We start from the raw sequence: 16886 nt of genomic DNA on the forward strand, positions 1-16886 counted from the left end.
TAGCTCCCCATGCGGTTCCTCTTCATGAGCGCTCGGCGCCTCGGGCTGCCCAGACGGGCCGTCTCCCAGATCCTCCTGACCCAGCTGGCCATCGCCGCGGGCGTCGTCGTGCTGGCCACGGGGCTCTTCCTGGCGCCGCTGAGCGCACAGCTCGACGACCAGGCGATGCGACGGGCTCTGGCCATCGCGCAGAGCGCCGCCGCAGACCCGGCGCTGGCCGCCGGCCTGCTGGACTCCGGCGCCTCCGCGGACGGCCCGGTGCAGGCCTCCGCCGAGCGGATCCGCCGGGCCACCGGCGCCGAGTACGTGGTCGTCCTCGACCTGGACGGCATCCGCCGCTCGCACCCCAGCGCCGACCGGATCGGGCTGCCCGTCTCCACCGACCCGAGCGACGCCCTGGCCGGCCGCGAGGTCATGGAGATCGACGAGGGCACGCTGGGCCGCTCGGCCCGCGGCAAGGTCCCGCTGATCGCGGCCGACGGGGAGATCGTCGGCGCCGTCTCCGTCGGCATCGCCTACGACAGCGTGCGCGACCGGCTCCTCGGCGCCATCCCCGGGATGCTCGCCTACGCGGGCGGCGCCCTGGCGGCAGGCGCGCTGGCCGCCTACCTGGTGTCCCGCCGCATCCAGCGGCAGACCCGGGACCTGGCCTTCTCCGATATCGCCGGCCTCCTCGCCGAACGCGAGGCGATGCTGCACTCCATCCGCGAGGGCGTCATCGCCCTCGACCGGGAGGGCCGGGTCCGGCTGGTCAACGACGAGGCAGCCCGCCTGCTGGGCCTCGCCGCGGACTCCACGGGCACCCTCGCGGGACGCCCGCTGGACGACGTACTCGGTGCTGGCCGTACCACCGACGTCCTGTCCGGCCGCGTCACGGGCCGCGACCTGCTCACCGTCCAGGGCGAGCGGGTGCTGGTGGCCAACCGGATGCCCACCGAGGACGGCGGCGCCGTGGCCACCCTGCGCGACCGCACCGAGCTGGAGCACCTGAGCCGCGAGCTCGACTCCACCCGGGGCCTCATCGACGCCCTGCGCGCCCAGGACCACGAGCACGCCAACCGCCTCCACACCCTCCTCGGCCTGCTGGAGCTGGGCCTGCACGAGGAGGCGATGGAGTTCGTGACCGAGGTCGCCGGGGTGCACCGCACCACCGCCGAACAGGTCACGGAGAAGATCCACGACCCGCTGCTGGCCGCCCTCCTGGTCGGCAAGGCGACCGTGGCCGCCGAACGCGGCGTCCCCCTGCGGCTGGCCGGGAGCAGCCTCCTCCCCGACCGCCTGGTGGACCCGGGCGGCCTCGTGACCATCGTCGGCAACCTGGTGGACAACGCCCTGGACGCCGCCGCCGGCTCGATGGCGCCCCTGGTCGAGGTGGAACTGCGCGCGGAAGGCCGCACGGCCGTACTGCGGGTGCGCGACAGCGGGCCCGGGGTCCCCGCCGCGCGCCGCGAGGAGATCTTCACGGAGGGCTGGTCGACCAAGCAGCCCAAGGCCCACCGCGAGCGCGGGCTGGGTCTCGCCCTCGTACGCCGTCTCGCGCAACGGCAGGGCGGCAGCGCCCGGGCCGGTGAAGCAGCGGACGGAGGGGCGGAGTTCTCCGTCGTACTCCCGGAGGCCCTGCGATGAACGAGACCCCGATTCACGTATTGGTCGTCGACGACGACATGCGTGTTGCCCGGATCAACGCGGCGTACGTGACGAAGGTTCCCGGTTTCCAGGTGACGGGACAGGCCCACTCGGCGGCCGAGGCACTCGACTTCCTCACCACCCACCCGGTGGACCTGGTCCTCCTCGACCACTACCTCCCGGACGAGAACGGCCTGGACCTGGTCCGCCGCCTGCGCCAGCTCGGCCACCGCACCGACGTCATCATGGTCACCGCCGCCCGCGACCTGGCGACCGTCCAGTCCGCCATGCGCCTCGGCGCCCTCCAGTACCTCGTCAAACCGTTCACCTTCGCCGGCCTGCGCACCCGGCTGGAGGCCTACGGAGCCCTGCGCCGCACCCTGGAGACCGGCGGCGAGGCGGAACAGTCCGAGGTCGACCGGATCTTCGGCACGCTCGCCGCGGCCGGCACCCCCAACGAGCTCCCCAAGGGACACTCCCCCACCACCGCGGATCTGGTCCGTCAGGTCCTGCGCGCCGCCGGCGGCCCGCTCTCCACCCAGCAGATCGCCGACCGCGCGGGCATCAGCCGCCAGACCGCCCAGCGCTACCTGAAGCTCCTCGAACGGTCCGGCCGCGTTACGCTCGCCCTCCGATACGGCGAAACCGGCCGCCCCGAGCACCGCTACACCTGGCTCCCCTCGGAGGGAACCACCTGACGGCCCTCAGACGGCACCGGCGCCCGTGAGGGAGCGGACCTCCGTCTCCGCGTGCTTCGCCCGGTCCGGTTCCTCCCCGGAGGAGACCGTGCCCAGCCAGCCCGCCAGGAAGCCCAGCGGAATCGAGACCAGGCCGGGGTTCTGGAGCGGGAAGAGCTGGAAGTCGACGCCCGGGAAGAACGCGTCGGGACTGCCGGAGACCACGGGCGAGAGCACGACCAGGACCAGCGCCGGAACCAGCCCTCCGTACACCGACCACACCGCGCCCCTGGTCGTGAACCCGCGCCAGAACAGCGAGTACAGCAGCACCGGCAGGTTCGCCGAAGCCGCCACGGCGAAGGCCAGCCCCACCAGGAAGGCCACGTTGAGGTCCTGGGCGAACAGCCCGAGGGCGATCGCCACGGCCCCGATGCCGACGGCCGCTACCCGCGCGACCGCGACCTCGCTGCGCTGCCTGGCCCGCCTGCGCTTGAGGGAGGCGTGCAGGTCATGGGCGACGGAGGCCGACGAGGCGAGAGTGATCCCGGCGACCACGGCGAGGATCGTGGCGAAGGCGATGGCAGCCACGAAGGCGAACAGCACCGTGCCCCCGGTGGACCCCGCTCCCCCGCCGAGGTGCGCCGCGAGCAGCGGGACGGCCGTGTTCCCCGAGGCGTTGGAGGCCCGGACCTCCGCGGGCCCCACCAGGGCGGCCGCTCCGAAGCCCAGCACGATGGTCATCAGGTAGAAGGCGCCGATCAGCCCGATCGCCCAGACCACCGAGCGGCGGGCGGCCCGCGCCGTGGGCACGGTGTAGAAGCGCGACAGGATGTGCGGCAGCCCGGCGGTCCCGAGGACCAGCGCGAGGCCGAGGCTCATGAAGTCGAAACGGGCCGTCCAGTCCCCGCCGTACTTGAGGCCGGGGCTCAGGAACCGCGTCCCGTGCCCGCTGCGGTCGGCGGCCGTCGTGAGCAGCTGGTCGAAGTTGCCGTGGAAGCGCAGCAGCACGAGCACCGTCAGGGTGATCGCCCCGCCCATCAGCAGGACGGCCTTCACGATCTGGATCCAGGTGGTGGCCCGCATCCCGCCGAAGGTCACGTAGACCACCATCAGGGCGCCGACCCCGATCACGGTCAGCGTCCGGGCCGTGGCGCTGGAGTTCCCGAGCAGCAGCCCGACCAGGCTGCCCGCGCCGACCATCTGCGCGACGAGGTACAGCACCGAGACGACGACCGAGGAGGCCCCGGCGGCGATCCGCACCGGCCGCTCGCTCATCCGGGCCGCGACCACGTCGGCGAGGGTGAACCGCCCGCAGTTGCGGACCAGTTCGGCGACCAGGAACAGCACCACCAGCCAGGCGACGAGGAAGCCCACCGAGTACAGCAGGCCGTCGTAGCCGAAGAGGGCGATGAGACCGGAGATGCCGAGGAAGGAAGCGGCCGACATGTAGTCGCCCGCGATGGCGAAACCGTTCTCCAGTGGTGAGAACAGCCGCCCGCCCGCGTAGAACTCCTCCGCCGAACCGTGCCGGTTGCGGCTGACCCAGGTGGTGATGCCGAGGGTGACGGCGATGAACAGGCTGAAGAGGATCAGGGCGAGGCTCTGGTGCTCGGTGGTCACCGGCCGGCCTCCCTGGAGGACCGGGCCCGCTCCCCGGCATCCGCCCGGCGGACCTGCTCCTGCTCGAAGACGGTCCAGCGCAGGTCCAGGGCGGCCCGGTCCCGGCGCAGCCGCGCGTGCCGGGCGTAGGCCCAGGTCAGCAGGAAGGTGCTGAGGAACTGGCCGAGCCCGGCCAGCAGGGCGACGTTGACCGCGCCCACCACCGGCCGGGCCATCAGGCCGGGCGCCGCGGTGGCGGCGACCACGTAGGCGACGTACCAGAGGAGGAAGCCGATGGTCGCGGGGACGACGAACCTGCGGTAGCGGCTGCGGACTTCCTGGAAGGCGGCGCTGCGCTGCACTTCCAGGTAGATGTCGGACGCGCCGGGTGCGGGCCGGCCGCCGGGGGCCGGGCGCGGCGGGGACGATTCCTCCACCTCGCCCCAGCCGACGGCGAGCGCGTCGTACCAGGGGTCGGTCAGCCGGATCGTTCCGGCATCGGGACCTTCGTGCTTGACCACCGAACTCTCCTTGTCCGCTGCCGCATTGGCCGCGTGCCCACAAGGATGTGCGGAATGGACGGTTTCCGGACTGGTGTCCCGGCGCTCTTCACTCCTTCAGGTGATGGAGTGAACGCCACCGGTGTGCCGTCGCACCGGTCCGTGGCAGCGGGGACGGCCGCCACGGCCGGGGAGCGGTCCTCCCCGGCCGTGGCGGACCGGCCGGATCAGGCGTCGATGCGCGAGCGGTCCAGGGTGGCCGCGGAGCTGGTGATGAACTCCTTGCGCGGGGCCACCTCGTTGCCCATGAGCAGGTCGAAGACCTGCTCGGCCGAGTCCAGGTCGCCGATGTTGATCCGGCGCAGGGTACGGAACCGGGGGTCCATGGTGGTCTCCGCCAGCTGGTCCGCGTCCATCTCGCCGAGGCCCTTGTACCGCTGGATCGAGTCCTTGTACCGGATGTTCTTGCGCTGGTACTCGAGCAGGGTCTGGCGCAGCTCGTTGTCCGAGTACGTGTACACGTACTTGTCCTGGCCCTTCTTCGGCTGGACCAGCTCGATCCGGTGCAGCGGCGGCACGGCCGCGAAGACCCGCCCGGCCTCGACCATCGGCCGCATGTACCGCTGGAAGAGCGTGAGCAGCAGGCAGCGGATGTGCGCGCCGTCCACATCGGCGTCGACGAGCAGGACGATCTTCCCGTAGCGGGCGGCGTCGATGTCGAAGGTCCGGCCCGAGCCGGCCCCTATGACCTGGATGATCGCCCCGCACTCGGTGTTCTTGAGCATGTCCGAGACCGAGGACTTCTGGACGTTGAGGATCTTGCCGCGGATCGGCAGCAGCGCCTGGAACTCGGAGTTCCGGGCGAGCTTGGCGGTGCCGAGCGCGGAGTCGCCCTCGACGATGAAGAGCTCGCTGCGGTCGACGTCGTCGCTGCGGCAGTCGGCCAGCTTGGCGGGCAGCGAGGAGGACTCCAGCGCGGTCTTGCGGCGCTGCGCCTCCTTGTGCTGGCGGGCCGCGATCCGGGTCCGGGCCGCCGCGACGATCTTCTCCATCACGGCGCGGGCCTGCTGCTTGTCATCGCGCTTGGTCGAGGTCAGGAAGGCCTTGAGCTCCCTGGCGACGACGGCGGAGACGATCCGGGTGGCCGCCGAGGTGCCCAGCACCTCCTTGGTCTGACCCTCGAACTGCGGCTCGGCGAGGCGGACGGTGACGACGGCCGTCATGCCCTCCATCGCGTCGTCCTTGACCACGTCGTCCTCGGCCACGCGCAGCAGCTTGGCCGAGCGCAGCACCTCGTTCACGGTCTTGGTGACCGAGCGTTCGAAGCCGGACACGTGGGTGCCGCCCTTGGGGGTGGCGATGATGTTCACGAAGGACTTGAGGTTGGTCTCGTACCCCGTGCCCCAGCGCAGGGCGATGTCCACGCCGAGCTCGCGGGTGACCTCGGTGGGGGTCATGTGGCCGCGGTCGTCGAGGACCGGGACGGTCTCCTTGAAGGTGCCCGTGCCGGTCAGGCGCTGGACGTCGCAGACGCCCTTGTCCTGGGTGAGGTACTCGCAGAACTCGCTGATGCCGCCGTCGAAGCGGAAGGTCTCCTCGGTCTTGCCGGCTCCGTCGATCCCCCGCTCGTCGCGGACGACCAGGGTCAGCCCGGGAACCAGGAAGGCGGTCTGGCGGGCGCGCTGGTAGAGCGTCTCCAGGCCGAGCCGGGCGTCCTTGAGGAAGATCTGGCGGTCGGCCCAGTAGCGGATCCGGGTGCCGGTGCGGCCCTTGGGCACGCGCTTGATCTTGCGGAGGCCGTTGGCGGGGTCGAAGGGGCTGTCGGGGCCCTGTTCGGTGAACATCCCGGGGACGCCGCGGCGGAAGCTGATGGCGTGCGTCGAGCTGTTGCGGTCGACCTCGACGTCGAGGCGGGCGGAGAGGGCGTTGACCACGGAGGCGCCGACGCCGTGCAGGCCGCCGGAGGCCGCGTACGAGCCGCCGCCGAACTTGCCGCCGGCGTGCAGCTTGGTCATGACGACCTCGATGCCCGACAGCCCGGTCTTGGGCTCGACGTCCACGGGGATGCCGCGGCCGTTGTCCCGGACCTCTACGGAGGCGTCCTCGTGGAGGATCACCTCGATGTGGTCACAGTAGCCGCCCAGGGCCTCGTCGACGGAATTGTCGATGATCTCCCAGAGGCAGTGCATGAGGCCCCGGCTGTCGGTGGAACCGATATACATGCCGGGGCGCTTGCGGACGGCCTCGAGGCCTTCGAGGACGAGCAGGTGCCGCGCGGTGTAGTTGGAACCGTCCCGGTCTGCTCCGGACAGCAGCGCGCTGGAAGGCACGGACGTGTCGGCGGTCACGCAGTTCGCTCCTCGCTGAATTTCTTTTCTGGCCCGGTCGGGCTCAGGGGTGGCGGGGGTGCCGGTCGAAGGGTACCGAGGCCTGGTAGAGCCGATGCAACGCCACCCTCGCCGTTCACCAGCGTAGTGCAGGTCCGTACGGGTGTTCGATCGCCCGTGGGAGTGAAGCAAACATCACGTTCCCTTCCAGGCATGAACCATTTAGGGTTCGGGCACGTCCTCATGAACAACCTGGCACTCAGCCGGGGGAGGATGGAACTGCGACAAGCGAACGACTGACAACGCGAAACCGTAAAGCAACGCAATACGGCTCCTTCGCCGCCAACCGGCAACAGCCGGCCAGCTTCGGAAGGAAGTTTCGAGGAAAAGCCGCGAGCGGGAACGTTTTCGGCCTGGTTGGATGTTGACCCTGGTACGACAGCTCGTCGAGCTAGAGAAGAGGCGACGTGACTACTGTTCTGACACCCGCGACCCCGCTGACGGCCGCTGACCGATGCGACCGTTGCGGCGCCCAGGCATATCTGCGCGTCGTCCTGCTGAGCGGCGGTGAACTGCTCTTCTGCGCCCACCACGGACGCAAGTTCGAGCCGGAACTCAAGAAGATCGCCGCGGAAATACAGGATGAGACCGAGCGGCTCACGTCCGCTCCGGCTGCCAATGCCGAACCCGAGGACCGCTGACACAGGCCTATACCTCGCATCCGACGAGCCAGGACCGGCCAGGCCGGTCGACGGGCGGCCCCTCTGAGACCCAGGGGGAGCCGCCCGTCCTCATGTCCGCTTGCCGGTGGGCACCCCGGGCGGGGGTATCCGGCGGGCCACGGCCAGGGGCGCCCGGCGGGCGACGGCCGGGGGGCCGGGCGGGTGCCGGGTGGACCCCACCCCGATCCGGCGGACACTCCCTAACGCGTGCGATGCCCCTGTGCGGGCCATCCTCCTGGCCCGTAGCCCCCCGCGGGGCCCGATGCGGCGCCCTGGACCCTTCCCGCCTGCGCGCCCGTCTCCGGGCCCGTCACGAAGCCGGCCAGCGGCGCCACGCGCGTGTACACCCCCGGGCTGTCCGCGCGCCCGCAGCCGCGCCCCCACGACACGAGTCCGATGAGCCGCCCCTGGGCGACGAGCGGCCCCCCGCTGTCCCCCTGGCAGGCGTCCTTGCCGCCTCCGCCGTCCCCCGCGCACACCATGGACTCCGCCCGGTACTGCCCGTCGGCGTCCCCGGGGTAGGCTCGCCCGCAGACCTCGTCGGCCAGGACGGTCACCCGCGCGGCACGCAGTGCGTACGCGTAGTCACCGAAGCCGCTCGTGTCGCCCCAGCCGTAGACGGCCGCGTCCGTGCCCGGCGCGTAGGCCGGGTGGCCCGTCCCCGCCATGGGCAGGACGTAGTGCGCCGGCACGGCTTCCTCGAGTTCCAGTACGGCGAGGTCCCCGGCATTGCTCCGCGGGTCGTAGGCCGGGTTCACCCGGGCCGCGCGCACCGCGATCTCCCTGCCGTCGGCCGCACGCAGCTCCGTACGCCCGGCGATCACCCGGAAGTCGGGAACGGACTCGACCGGGCCGCCCAGCACCTGGCTGGCGAGGCAGTGGGCCGCGGTCAGCACCTTGGTCGGGGCCACGATCACGCCCCCGCAGAACTGTCCGCCCCGCGTACCCCCGAACCGGTCACGGCTGGCGAGGGCCACCACCCAGGGACTGTCGGCCGCCTTCACCGGCTTCCCGCCGATCACCACGCTGTCCGCGGCCGCCTGTGGCACCTGGGCCAACGGCGCCGCGGCCGCTCCCGCCACCAGGGTCAGCGCGCCCGCCAGGACACGGGCAAAGGGACGACGCATGAGGCCTCCTGACTCTGAGTGTGCATGACTCCACCCAGAGTGGGATGCCCGGTGGCCGTGCGCACCCGCGCGGCCACCGGAGCACCGCCCCGTGCCGGTCAGTCCAGGTAGTCGCGCAGGACCTGGGAGCGGGACGGGTGACGCAGCTTCGACATCGTCTTGGACTCGATCTGGCGGATCCGCTCACGCGTGACGCCGTAGACCTTGCCGATCTCGTCGAGGGTCTTCGGCTGGCCGTCCGTGAGACCGAAGCGCATCGAGACCACGCCCGCCTCGCGCTCGCTCAGCGTGTCGAGGACCGAGTGCAGCTGCTCCTGCAGGAGCGTGAAGCTCACGGCGTCGGCCGGGACGACCGCCTCGGAGTCCTCGATGAGGTCGCCGAACTCGCTGTCGCCGTCCTCGCCGAGCGGGGTGTGCAAGGAGATCGGCTCGCGGCCGTACTTCTGGACCTCGATGACCTTCTCGGGGGTCATGTCGAGTTCCTTGGCCAGCTCCTCCGGGGTGGGCTCGCGGCCCAGGTCCTGGAGCATCTGGCGCTGCACGCGGGCGAGCTTGTTGATGACCTCGACCATGTGCACCGGGATGCGGATGGTGCGGGCCTGGTCGGCCATGGCACGGGTGATCGCCTGCCGGATCCACCACGTGGCGTACGTGGAGAACTTGTAGCCCTTGGTGTAGTCGAACTTCTCGACCGCGCGGATCAGACCCAGGTTGCCCTCCTGGATCAGGTCCAGGAAGAGCATGCCGCGGCCGGTGTAGCGCTTGGCGAGGGAGACCACGAGGCGGAGGTTGGCCTCCAGCAGGTGGTTCTTGGCGCGGCGGCCGTCCTCGGCGATGATCTCCAGTTCGCGCTTGAGCTTGGGCGCGAGCTTGTCGGAGTTCGCCAGCTTGTCCTCGGCGAAGAGCCCGGCCTCGATCCGCTTGGCGAGCTCGACCTCCTGCTCGGCGTTGAGGAGGGGGACCTTGCCGATCTGCTTGAGGTAGTCCTTGACCGGGTCGGCGGTGGCGCCGGCGACGACGACCTGCTGGGCCGGGGCGTCGTCCTCGTCGTCGGAGATGACGAAGCCCTTGTTCTCGCCGCCCTCCTCCTCCTCGTCGGCCTCGGCCTTCGCCGCGTCGGGACCCTCGTCCGGGGTCTCGTCGTCGGTCTCGTCGGAGGCCTTCTTGGAGGCGGTCTTCTTCGCCGCGGTCTTCTTGGCGGCGGTCTTCCTGGCGGGAGCGGCCTTCTTCGCCGCGGTCTTCTTCGCCGCCGCCTTCTTGGCGGGGGGCTCGGTTCCGGTCTCGTCCACGAGAGCGTCCGCGGTCTCCGGGTCGGCCGTCCCGGCCGCCGGGGCCTCGGCGGCGGGGCTGGTGGTGGCGGGCTGCGCTGCCGCCGTCTTCGCCGTGACGGTCTTCGTGGCCGTCCGCTTGGCGGGGCTCTTCGCTGCGACGCTCTTGCGGGTGGTGCGCTTGGGCGACTCCGCGGCACTGACCATCAGCGTCACACCCTCTTCCTCGAGGATCTGGTTGAGGCTGCGCAGAACATTCTTCCACTGGGTCGCAGGAATCTGGTCAGCCTCGAAGGCCCGACGCACGTCATCGCCGGCGATCTGCCCCTCGGCCTTGCCCCGCTCGATGAGCGCCATCACAGACTCGGAATCGGCGATCTCCGGCGGGAGCGTACGGGATGTGCTGGCCGACACGAACAACCTCTCGGAACGATGGGAACGGCTTCCGACCCCGGGCCTGGTGGTGCTGGACCGGAGCCGACGACCACCGACTGGGGATGGGCCGGGGGCGCGGGCAGGGGCCGGGGAGCTGCACAGCACCCGCAAGGGCTGCTGTCTTCCCTCCGTCGGCCATCACCTCTTAGGTCATCGCGTGACCTCGCGGAGCGTTACGCCCAATCTTCGTGGCCCGAGTCACACCCCGTATCCGCCAATGCCCGCGATACGGCCATACGCGTGGTTCCGGCGCGGCCCGGCGGCGGCCCGGTGACGGCAGGGCCGCGGCCCTGGAGGGGCGGCCGGCGGCCGGGCCCGGCGTACGGCTCCGGACGCGGGTGTCGCCGGACCCGACCGGGCCCGGCGACGTGTCGTGCACCCCCGCGCGTCCGCCCGTCAGTGCTCGCGCGGGGCGGGCACCACGCGCTCGACCTCCGGATGCACCGTCAGCAGCTGGCGCATGGCGTTCTCCGCACCCGTCGCGTCACCGGCGGCCAGGGCCTCGACCATCCGCGCGTGGTGGGCGACGCAGGTCTCGCTGGGGCGGTCGCAGGCGGTGATCGGGCTGCCGGAGACCTGGAGGGCGGCGGAGACGATGCCGGAGAGGTGCTCCAGCATGCGGTTGCCCGCGACCTGGATGAGCAGGGCGTGGAACTCGTTGTCGGCCCGCGCGAAGGTGATCGCGTCGCCCTGGCCGAGGGCGTGGCCCATGATCTCGACCATGTCGGCGAGGCGCTGCTGGATGTCCGGACGGCCGTGGCCCGCCGCGAGGCGGGCGGCGAGGGGTTCGATGGTCCAGCGGAGCTCGCCCAGCTCGCGGCGCTGGTCGTCGCGCTGGGGGCCGAAGGCGCGCCACTCGATGATGTCGGGGTCGAGCAGGTTCCAGTCGGCGACGGGCCTCACCCGGGTGCCGACGTTGGGGCGGGCGCTGACGAGGCCCTTTGCCTCCAGGACCCGCAGCGATTCGCGGACGACGGTGCGGGAGACCTCGAAGCGCTGGCCGATCTCCTCGGGTACCAGCGGGCGGTCCGCGCCGAGATCGCCGGAGACGATCATCTGGCCGAGCTGCTGGACGAGTTGGCCGTGCAGTCCGCGGCCGCGGCTGCCGGCGGCGCGGCGGCCGACCCGGCTCAACTCGACGTCGGCGCCGTCCCAGTGGGGCGCTCCGACCCGGTCGGACCCGGGGGTCTCCGCGTAGGGGTAGCGGTCGAGTTCGCCCGGGCCGGCGAGGCCGGAGTCGGCGTGGCGGGCGGCGGTCATCATGGTGTGCGCAAGGGTACTCACGAATCCTTTGTCGGCCGTGCCTCCGTGACCCTTGAGGTCTTTGGTGAAAAGCACACGAAAGGGTGATCGGTGCCACCTACGCAATTGACGACTTATCGTAAAGAACCGGGCCTTTTTGGGGGACTTGCGGTCCGGTTCACGCGCGGCGGACTTCAACGGTCCTACCCGGCCTCGTCCCGCACCGGAACGATCACCAACGGACTCGACTGCGCAGTCCGGTGAACCCATAGGCGCACAACAGGACCATCAGCGACAACACCAGAGCGGTGCCCACGGGTTGGGTCATCACCCGCAGCGCGCCGAGGACGATGCGATCTGCCTCCGGCGGCCACTGCGCCCAGGCCAGGCCGCGCAGCCGGGACGCCAGCCCGGTCGTGGGGTACGCGGAGGGGCCGTCCAGCGCCTTGCGGACCAGCGGGACCACCATCACCGGTACGGCGAGCACCGCCGCCAGTCCGACGGTGGCGGACCGGAAGACTCCGGAGGCCAGGACTCCGGCCCAGGCGCAGCCGACCAGCAACCCCGCCCAGCTCACGGCCGGGGCCAGCCATTCCACGGGGGTGCGCGGCGGGCCGCTGTCGAAGACCAGCGCGAGGGCGCCTGCGTCCGCGGCCACGGCGAGGGCGCCGAGCAGCAGGGCGAGGGCGGCGCAGACTCCGAGCTTGGCGGCGAGCAGCCCCATCCGCCGGGGCACGGTCCCGCGGTCGGCGGCGAGCGCCGGGTAGCGGTACTCCTCGCCGAAGGCCAGGGCGCCGAGCAGTCCCGCGCCGAGGGCGGCGGGCGGCAGCGGCAGCAGCTCCGGCCAGGCGGCGAGCAGCCGGTTCTGCGGGGTCTGGCCGGCCCGGGCCAGTACGAGGGCGGTGACGACGGAGGCGGCGACGACGAGGGCCGCCGTGAGGAGGGGGGTGGCGGTGCCGAAGACGCGGAGGAGCTCGTAGCGGAGCGGGCGCAGCGGCCCGCCGACCCGGCGCACTGCCGAGGCGGGCCTAGGGGAGCGGTCGCGCCGCCGGCGCCCCCCGGACGCCTCGCCGGACGCTTCTCCGGGCGCCTCACCACTGCCACCGGAGGCGGCCGTGGTCCCGGCCCCGGCTTTGGCGCGGGCGCGGGCGTGCGGGACCGCGGACCCGGGCGCGCCTGCGTCACCGGTCTCGTCGGCGAGCTGGTGGACCAGCACGCCGTGCCGGAACGCCGCCTCGCCGACCTCAGCGCAGTTGCTCCCGTACACGGAGAGGCGGCTGCCGCTCTCCTCGACGATCTCCACCGCCCGCTGGGCGGCCCGCGCCTCCCGGCCCAGTACGTCGGCCAGCCGGGCGGCGTGCGGGGTCCGCACGGCGACCCGCGGCCGCAGCCGGGTACGGGCGAACTCGGCGGCCTCCTGGTCGGCGACGAGCCGGCCCGCCTCGATGCTGACGACCCGGTCCGCGCTGCGGGCGGCCTCCTTCGCGTCGTCGGTGGTGAAGAGCACCGCTCCACCGAGGGAGGCATGACCGCGCAACAGCCCGTGCAGCCAGCCGCTCTCGCGGGGGGAGAGCCCGGCGGCCGGCTCGTCCAGGAGCAGGGTGCAGGGGTCGGCGAGCAGGGCCGCCGCCAGCCCCACGCGGCGCTCCATGCCGAGCGAGAGCGAACCGAGCCGCTGGTCCCGCAGGCCCGCGATGCCGACGACCTCCAGCATGGTGTCGGCCCGCGAGGCCGGCACCCCGGCGGCGGCGCAGAGCATCCGCAGCTGGTTGCGGACGGTCCGCGACGGGTTGCCGGGGACATCGCCGAGCAGTACGCCGACCTCACGGCCGGGGTACGGGATCCGGTGGAGCGGACGACCGCGGAAGTAGGTGACGCCGCGGCCGGGTTCGAGTTCGAGCATGAGCCGCAGCGCGGTGGTCTTGCCCGATCCCGGCTCGCCGAGCAGGGCGGTCACGCTGCCCGGGCGGGCCTCGAAGGTGAGGTCGTCCACGCGGGGCGGGACGCCTCGGCGCGGTGTGCTGGTGAGTCCGATGGCCTGGAGCATCGCTTCTCTCGCAGGGTGTGAGACCGCTCTGCGGCAGGATGAGTACCCCAAGCAAGATAACGCGATATGTCCGATTTTCGGCGCAACCGGTCCGATGGAACACCGGTATTACTCTCAGGCGCGGCAAGGACAGCGGGACGGCCTCCACACGCCGGGCGGGCGACCGTGCCCGGCGCCGCCCATGGGCAGGGGCCGGGCGCGGCGGCGGGGACGGTGCAGCGGCGTCAGACTTCCGGCCGCAGCATCGGCGGGTTGAGGAGGGTGGCCCCTCCCGCGCGGAACAGCTGGGCGGGGCGTCCGCCCTGACGGGTCGTCGTCCCCCCGGCCGGAACGAGGAACCCGGGGGTGCCGGTGACCTTGCGGTGGAAGTTGCGCGGATCGAGGGCCACGCCCCAGACCGCCTCGTACACGCGGCGCAGCTCCCCGACGGTGAACTCCGGGGGGCAGAAGGCGGTGGCCAGGGAGGAGTACTCGATCTTCGAGCGGGCCCGTTCCACGCCGTCGGCGAGGATCCGGGCGTGGTCGAAGGCCAGCCCCGCGGCGCTCTGGGCGTCGTCCGCGGCGAGAAGTTCGTCGACGGGGGCCCACCGCGCGCTGTTGGCGTCTCCGCCCGCCCGCGGCGCAGGCAGGTCCGGAGCCAGCACCAGGTGCGCCACGCTGACGACACGCATCCGCGGATCCCGTTTCGGATCGCCGTAGGTCGCCAGCTGTTCGAGGTGCGCCCCGTTGCCCCCGTCCGGCACGGCGGGGTCGTGCGCGCACAGCCCGGTCTCCTCGGACAGCTCCCGGGCCGCGGCACCCGCCAGGTCCTCGTCCGCGCGGACGAAGCCGCCGGGCAGCGCCCAGCGTCCCTGGAACGGCTGCTCACCCCGCCGGACGACCAGCGCGCAGAGCGCGTGGCGCCGAACGGTGAGCACGACCAGGTCGACGGTGACGGCAAAGGGCGGAAAGGCCGACGGGTCGTAGGGCGACATGCCGCGATCATAGTCGTCTGCCTGACGATAAACAGCGCTTTCGTGACCTTGAAGCGCCCGATCCGGAGGCCAGGGCCCTACCCGCCCAGCTGGAGCGCATCGGCGGCCTCCTCCACCATGCCGAGGCCGAGCCTGCTGATCCGGACGGCGAACGGCTCCCCCGAGACCCGCAGGCCCGACAGGCGCAGCGCGCCGAGGGGCGCCCCGGGCAGGGGCACGAGGGCGACGGTGCCGGCAGGGGCGTCGGGCCGGATCCCCGCCAGGGCGGCCAGTACGTGGATCCCTGCCGCCGCGGCCACCGCGGCGGGGCGGCAGGCCGCCGGGTGCGGGAGCGGGGCACTGCCCGCGGTGCGCTGCTCGGCCGCGAACATCTCCGGCAGCCGGTAGCCGAAGGCCTCCGCCGCGTCCAGCAGCCCCCGGACCAGGGCCGCGGCCTCCTTCTCGAAGCCGCCCTGGGCCAGGCCCGCCACCGCCACGGCGCTCTCGTACGCGCGTACCGAGCCGGAGCGGTGGCCGAAGGGGTTGTGGCCGGGCTCTCGCGCCGCCATGCTGCGCAGCCCCCATCCCGAGTCCATGCCGGGGGCTCCGAGCAGCCGGGCCAGCTGCTCGGTGCGGGTCTTGTCCAGCAGCCCCTGGGCGAGTCGGCCGCCGCCGAGCAGGCCTGTGTCGAGCAGGTGGGCGACGGCTCCCGTCAGCCGGGGCAGCGGGCGTCCGTCGGGATGCAGGGCGGCGGCGGGCCGACCGCCGTCGGGGCCGTCGATCCAGAACCCGGCCCGGAACCGCTCCCGCAGTGCCGCCGCGCGGTCCCGCCACTCCTCGGCGCCCTCCAGTCCGCAGCCGTCGAGCAGCCCGGCTCCGAGCAGCGCGGCCCGGTGGGCGTGGGCCTGCGTCTCGCAGCGCCTCGGCCCGGGGTCCGGGTCGGCCAGGAAGCCGTCCTCCCCGAGGGCGCCGCGCAGCCAGCCGAGGCACCGCTCGGCGGCCGGGAGCAGCCGGGCCACCTCGTCCTCGGGCAGCCCCCAGAGCCGGGCCTCGGCGAGGACCGCGGGGAAGGCGAGGGTCGCCTCGGTGCCGGTGCATCCCGGCGGGAGCTGCGGGCCCGCCCCGCGCAGCGGTCCCGGGATCATCCCGGCGTCGGGGCCGCGCCCGTCCCGCTGGAGGCGGGCCAGGACGCGCAGGGTCGCCGCGGCCAGCCCGGTCCCGAGCGGCAGTGCCATCCGGGCCGCCCACAGCGACTCCGCGGGGGCCAGGCCGAGCCGCCACGGCACGCCCGCCGCCGCGTAGGCATCGGCCTGGTCCCCCGGATCCCTCAGCAGCAGCGCGCCCAGGTCCTCCAGGCTGGTCCGGAACCACTTCTCGGCCCTCGGGTCGTCCGCTTCGGCGCGGGCGTCGGCCAGCGGGTTGGCCACCTGCCCGGCCGGAGCCCGCGCGGTGCGGTCCTGCGTGGTCCGCAGCTCGATGGTGCGGGACTCCCCGGGAGCCAGTTCGAGCTGCCAGCGCAGGAGCCCGGCGGAGGCCAGCGCATCGTCGGGGGCCGGCTCGGCCACGGTGACGGCCTGGGTCTCCCCCGTGCTCCAGCGCAGCCCGGCGGCATGCACGACGGCGGGCAGCTCGGGCCCGGCCAGCCCCGCGGCCACGGCGGCCAGCTCGGCCAGGTCGGTGCCGAGGGAGACCTCCACGGGCAGGCGCAGCGGACGGGCGGTGAAGCTGCGCAGGGTGATCCGCTCGGTTCCGTCGGCGTGCCGGATCCGCTCGACCCCGATGTCGGGGTCCGGGCCCGGTTCGGCCCCGGTGCGGACCGTCGCGGTGAAGGCGGCCCGGTCGGCGCCGAGGCTGCGCCCCTGCACCGCGACCGGGTCCCGGCCTCCGACGCGCAGGACGCACCGGGAGAGCAACCTGCGCCCCGAGCGGTAGACGCCTTCGATTCCCCGCCCGGTCAGCTGGCCGTGTTCGGGCGAGATCACCAGGCAGGGCGCGGCGAGACAGATGACGGCTCCGTGCACGGGCGGCAACTCGGGCCTGCGGGCGGCGGGTACGCCGGGTGGGCGGGAGGGTGCGGGGTGAGACATGCGTCGCCTTGTCTGCGCTCCGGTCGGTTCAGCTGGGCGGCGGCGCGGCCGGGCCCCCACCACCCCCCAGCTGAACGCCCCCACCCCCGCCCGGGTCACGGGCCCCGGCCGGGCGTGCCCGGGGCGGAGCAAGCCCCTTGGGCCGTCTCCGCGGAGTCCCGCCTGCCCGGTCGGGTCCGGAACGCGCGCTCGCCGCGTTGCCGTCGGTCGCCGATGGTCCGCATCACCTCCCTCCTCCGCCTTGCGACCGCACGCACCAGACGGCGCCGAGGCCGT

General features: G+C 73.0%; 12 protein-coding genes. 3 read left to right on the top strand and 9 right to left on the bottom strand.

Annotation, left to right across the window (positions count from 1 at the left end):
- Positions 1–24: 24 nt before the first annotated feature.
- Together AB0D94_RS18030 and AB0D94_RS18035 are read left to right on the top strand one after the other, a co-directional pair.
- The gene (locus tag AB0D94_RS18030) at positions 25–1626 is read left to right on the top strand and encodes a sensor histidine kinase (protein WP_362052385.1); all 1602 of its coding nucleotides are present in this window, start codon (positions 25–27) and stop codon (positions 1624–1626) included.
- Positions 1623–2324: a response regulator gene (locus AB0D94_RS18035; RefSeq protein ID WP_362052387.1), complete on the top strand. Its 702-nt coding sequence runs from the start codon at positions 1623–1625 to the stop codon at positions 2322–2324. Before AB0D94_RS18030 ends, AB0D94_RS18035 begins: the two co-directional genes overlap by 4 nt.
- A gap of 6 nt (positions 2325–2330) precedes the next feature.
- Here AB0D94_RS18035 and AB0D94_RS18040 read toward each other — a convergent pair whose 3' ends face one another.
- The 3 genes from AB0D94_RS18040 to AB0D94_RS18050 all read right to left on the bottom strand — a co-directional run bounded on the left by AB0D94_RS18040 (position 2331) and on the right by AB0D94_RS18050 (position 6750).
- The gene (locus AB0D94_RS18040) at positions 2331–3923 is read right to left on the bottom strand and encodes a cation acetate symporter (RefSeq protein ID WP_362052388.1); all 1593 of its coding nucleotides are present in this window, start codon (positions 3921–3923) and stop codon (positions 2331–2333) included.
- The gene (locus tag AB0D94_RS18045; protein WP_362052390.1) at positions 3920–4423 is read right to left on the bottom strand and encodes a DUF485 domain-containing protein; all 504 of its coding nucleotides are present in this window, start codon (positions 4421–4423) and stop codon (positions 3920–3922) included. Before AB0D94_RS18045 ends, AB0D94_RS18040 begins: the two co-directional genes overlap by 4 nt.
- A 206-nt stretch (positions 4424–4629) precedes the next feature.
- Positions 4630–6750 carry a DNA topoisomerase IV subunit B gene (locus AB0D94_RS18050; RefSeq protein WP_362052392.1) on the bottom strand — a complete coding sequence of 707 codons (2121 nt, stop codon included), beginning with the start codon at positions 6748–6750 and terminating at the stop codon, positions 4630–4632.
- 446 nt (positions 6751–7196) lie between these two features.
- On the opposite strand from AB0D94_RS18050, the gene AB0D94_RS18055 reads away from it, so the two are divergent.
- Positions 7197–7430 (top strand): hypothetical protein, encoded by a 234-nt coding sequence (locus AB0D94_RS18055; protein WP_030016583.1) that lies wholly within the window; start codon positions 7197–7199, stop codon positions 7428–7430.
- Positions 7431–7651: 221 nt separating this feature from the next.
- Here the strand turns inward: AB0D94_RS18055 and AB0D94_RS18060 are convergent, their stop codons facing one another.
- The 6 genes from AB0D94_RS18060 to AB0D94_RS18085 form a co-directional block, all read right to left on the bottom strand.
- Complete coding sequence (locus AB0D94_RS18060) at positions 7652–8578, bottom strand: serine protease (RefSeq protein ID WP_362052395.1); 927 nt, start codon at positions 8576–8578, stop codon at positions 7652–7654.
- A 98-nt stretch (positions 8579–8676) separates the two neighbouring features.
- Positions 8677–10266: an RNA polymerase sigma factor gene (locus tag AB0D94_RS18065; RefSeq protein WP_362052397.1), complete on the bottom strand. Its 1590-nt coding sequence runs from the start codon at positions 10264–10266 to the stop codon at positions 8677–8679.
- Between the two features lie 411 nt (positions 10267–10677).
- Positions 10678–11565: a FadR/GntR family transcriptional regulator gene (locus AB0D94_RS18070; protein WP_314248682.1), complete on the bottom strand. Its 888-nt coding sequence runs from the start codon at positions 11563–11565 to the stop codon at positions 10678–10680.
- Between the two features lie 190 nt (positions 11566–11755).
- Entirely contained in the window at positions 11756–13570 is a 1815-nt protein-coding gene (locus AB0D94_RS18075) for an ABC transporter ATP-binding protein (RefSeq protein WP_362052400.1), read from the bottom strand.
- Between the two features lie 224 nt (positions 13571–13794).
- On the bottom strand, positions 13795–14544 hold the full coding sequence (locus AB0D94_RS18080) for an NUDIX domain-containing protein (RefSeq protein ID WP_362052402.1): 750 nt from the start codon (positions 14542–14544) through the stop codon (positions 13795–13797).
- Positions 14545–14621: 77 nt separating this feature from the next.
- Positions 14622–16610, bottom strand: a complete 1989-nt coding sequence (locus tag AB0D94_RS18085; RefSeq protein WP_362052404.1) for a glycogen debranching N-terminal domain-containing protein — start codon at positions 16608–16610, stop codon at positions 14622–14624.
- Positions 16611–16886: the final 276 nt, after the last annotated feature.

This window comes from Streptomyces sp. NPDC048255, from assembly GCF_040652415.1.
GTDB lineage: Bacteria > Actinomycetota > Actinomycetes > Streptomycetales > Streptomycetaceae > Streptomyces.

Bases quoted from the DNA above. Each gene is read 5' to 3' on its own strand.
- AB0D94_RS18080 (WP_362052402.1), bottom strand. From the start codon at position 14,544: ATGTCGCCCTACGACCCGTCGGCCTTTCCGCCCTTTGCCGTCACCGTC.
- AB0D94_RS18075 (WP_362052400.1), bottom strand. From the start codon at position 13,570: ATGCTCCAGGCCATCGGACTCACCAGCACACCGCGCCGAGGCGTCCCG.
- AB0D94_RS18030 (WP_362052385.1), top strand. From the start codon at position 25: ATGAGCGCTCGGCGCCTCGGGCTGCCCAGACGGGCCGTCTCCCAGATC.
- AB0D94_RS18060 (WP_362052395.1), bottom strand. From the start codon at position 8,578: ATGCGTCGTCCCTTTGCCCGTGTCCTGGCGGGCGCGCTGACCCTGGTG.
- AB0D94_RS18035 (WP_362052387.1), top strand. From the start codon at position 1,623: ATGAACGAGACCCCGATTCACGTATTGGTCGTCGACGACGACATGCGT.
- AB0D94_RS18085 (WP_362052404.1), bottom strand. From the start codon at position 16,610: ATGTCTCACCCCGCACCCTCCCGCCCACCCGGCGTACCCGCCGCCCGC.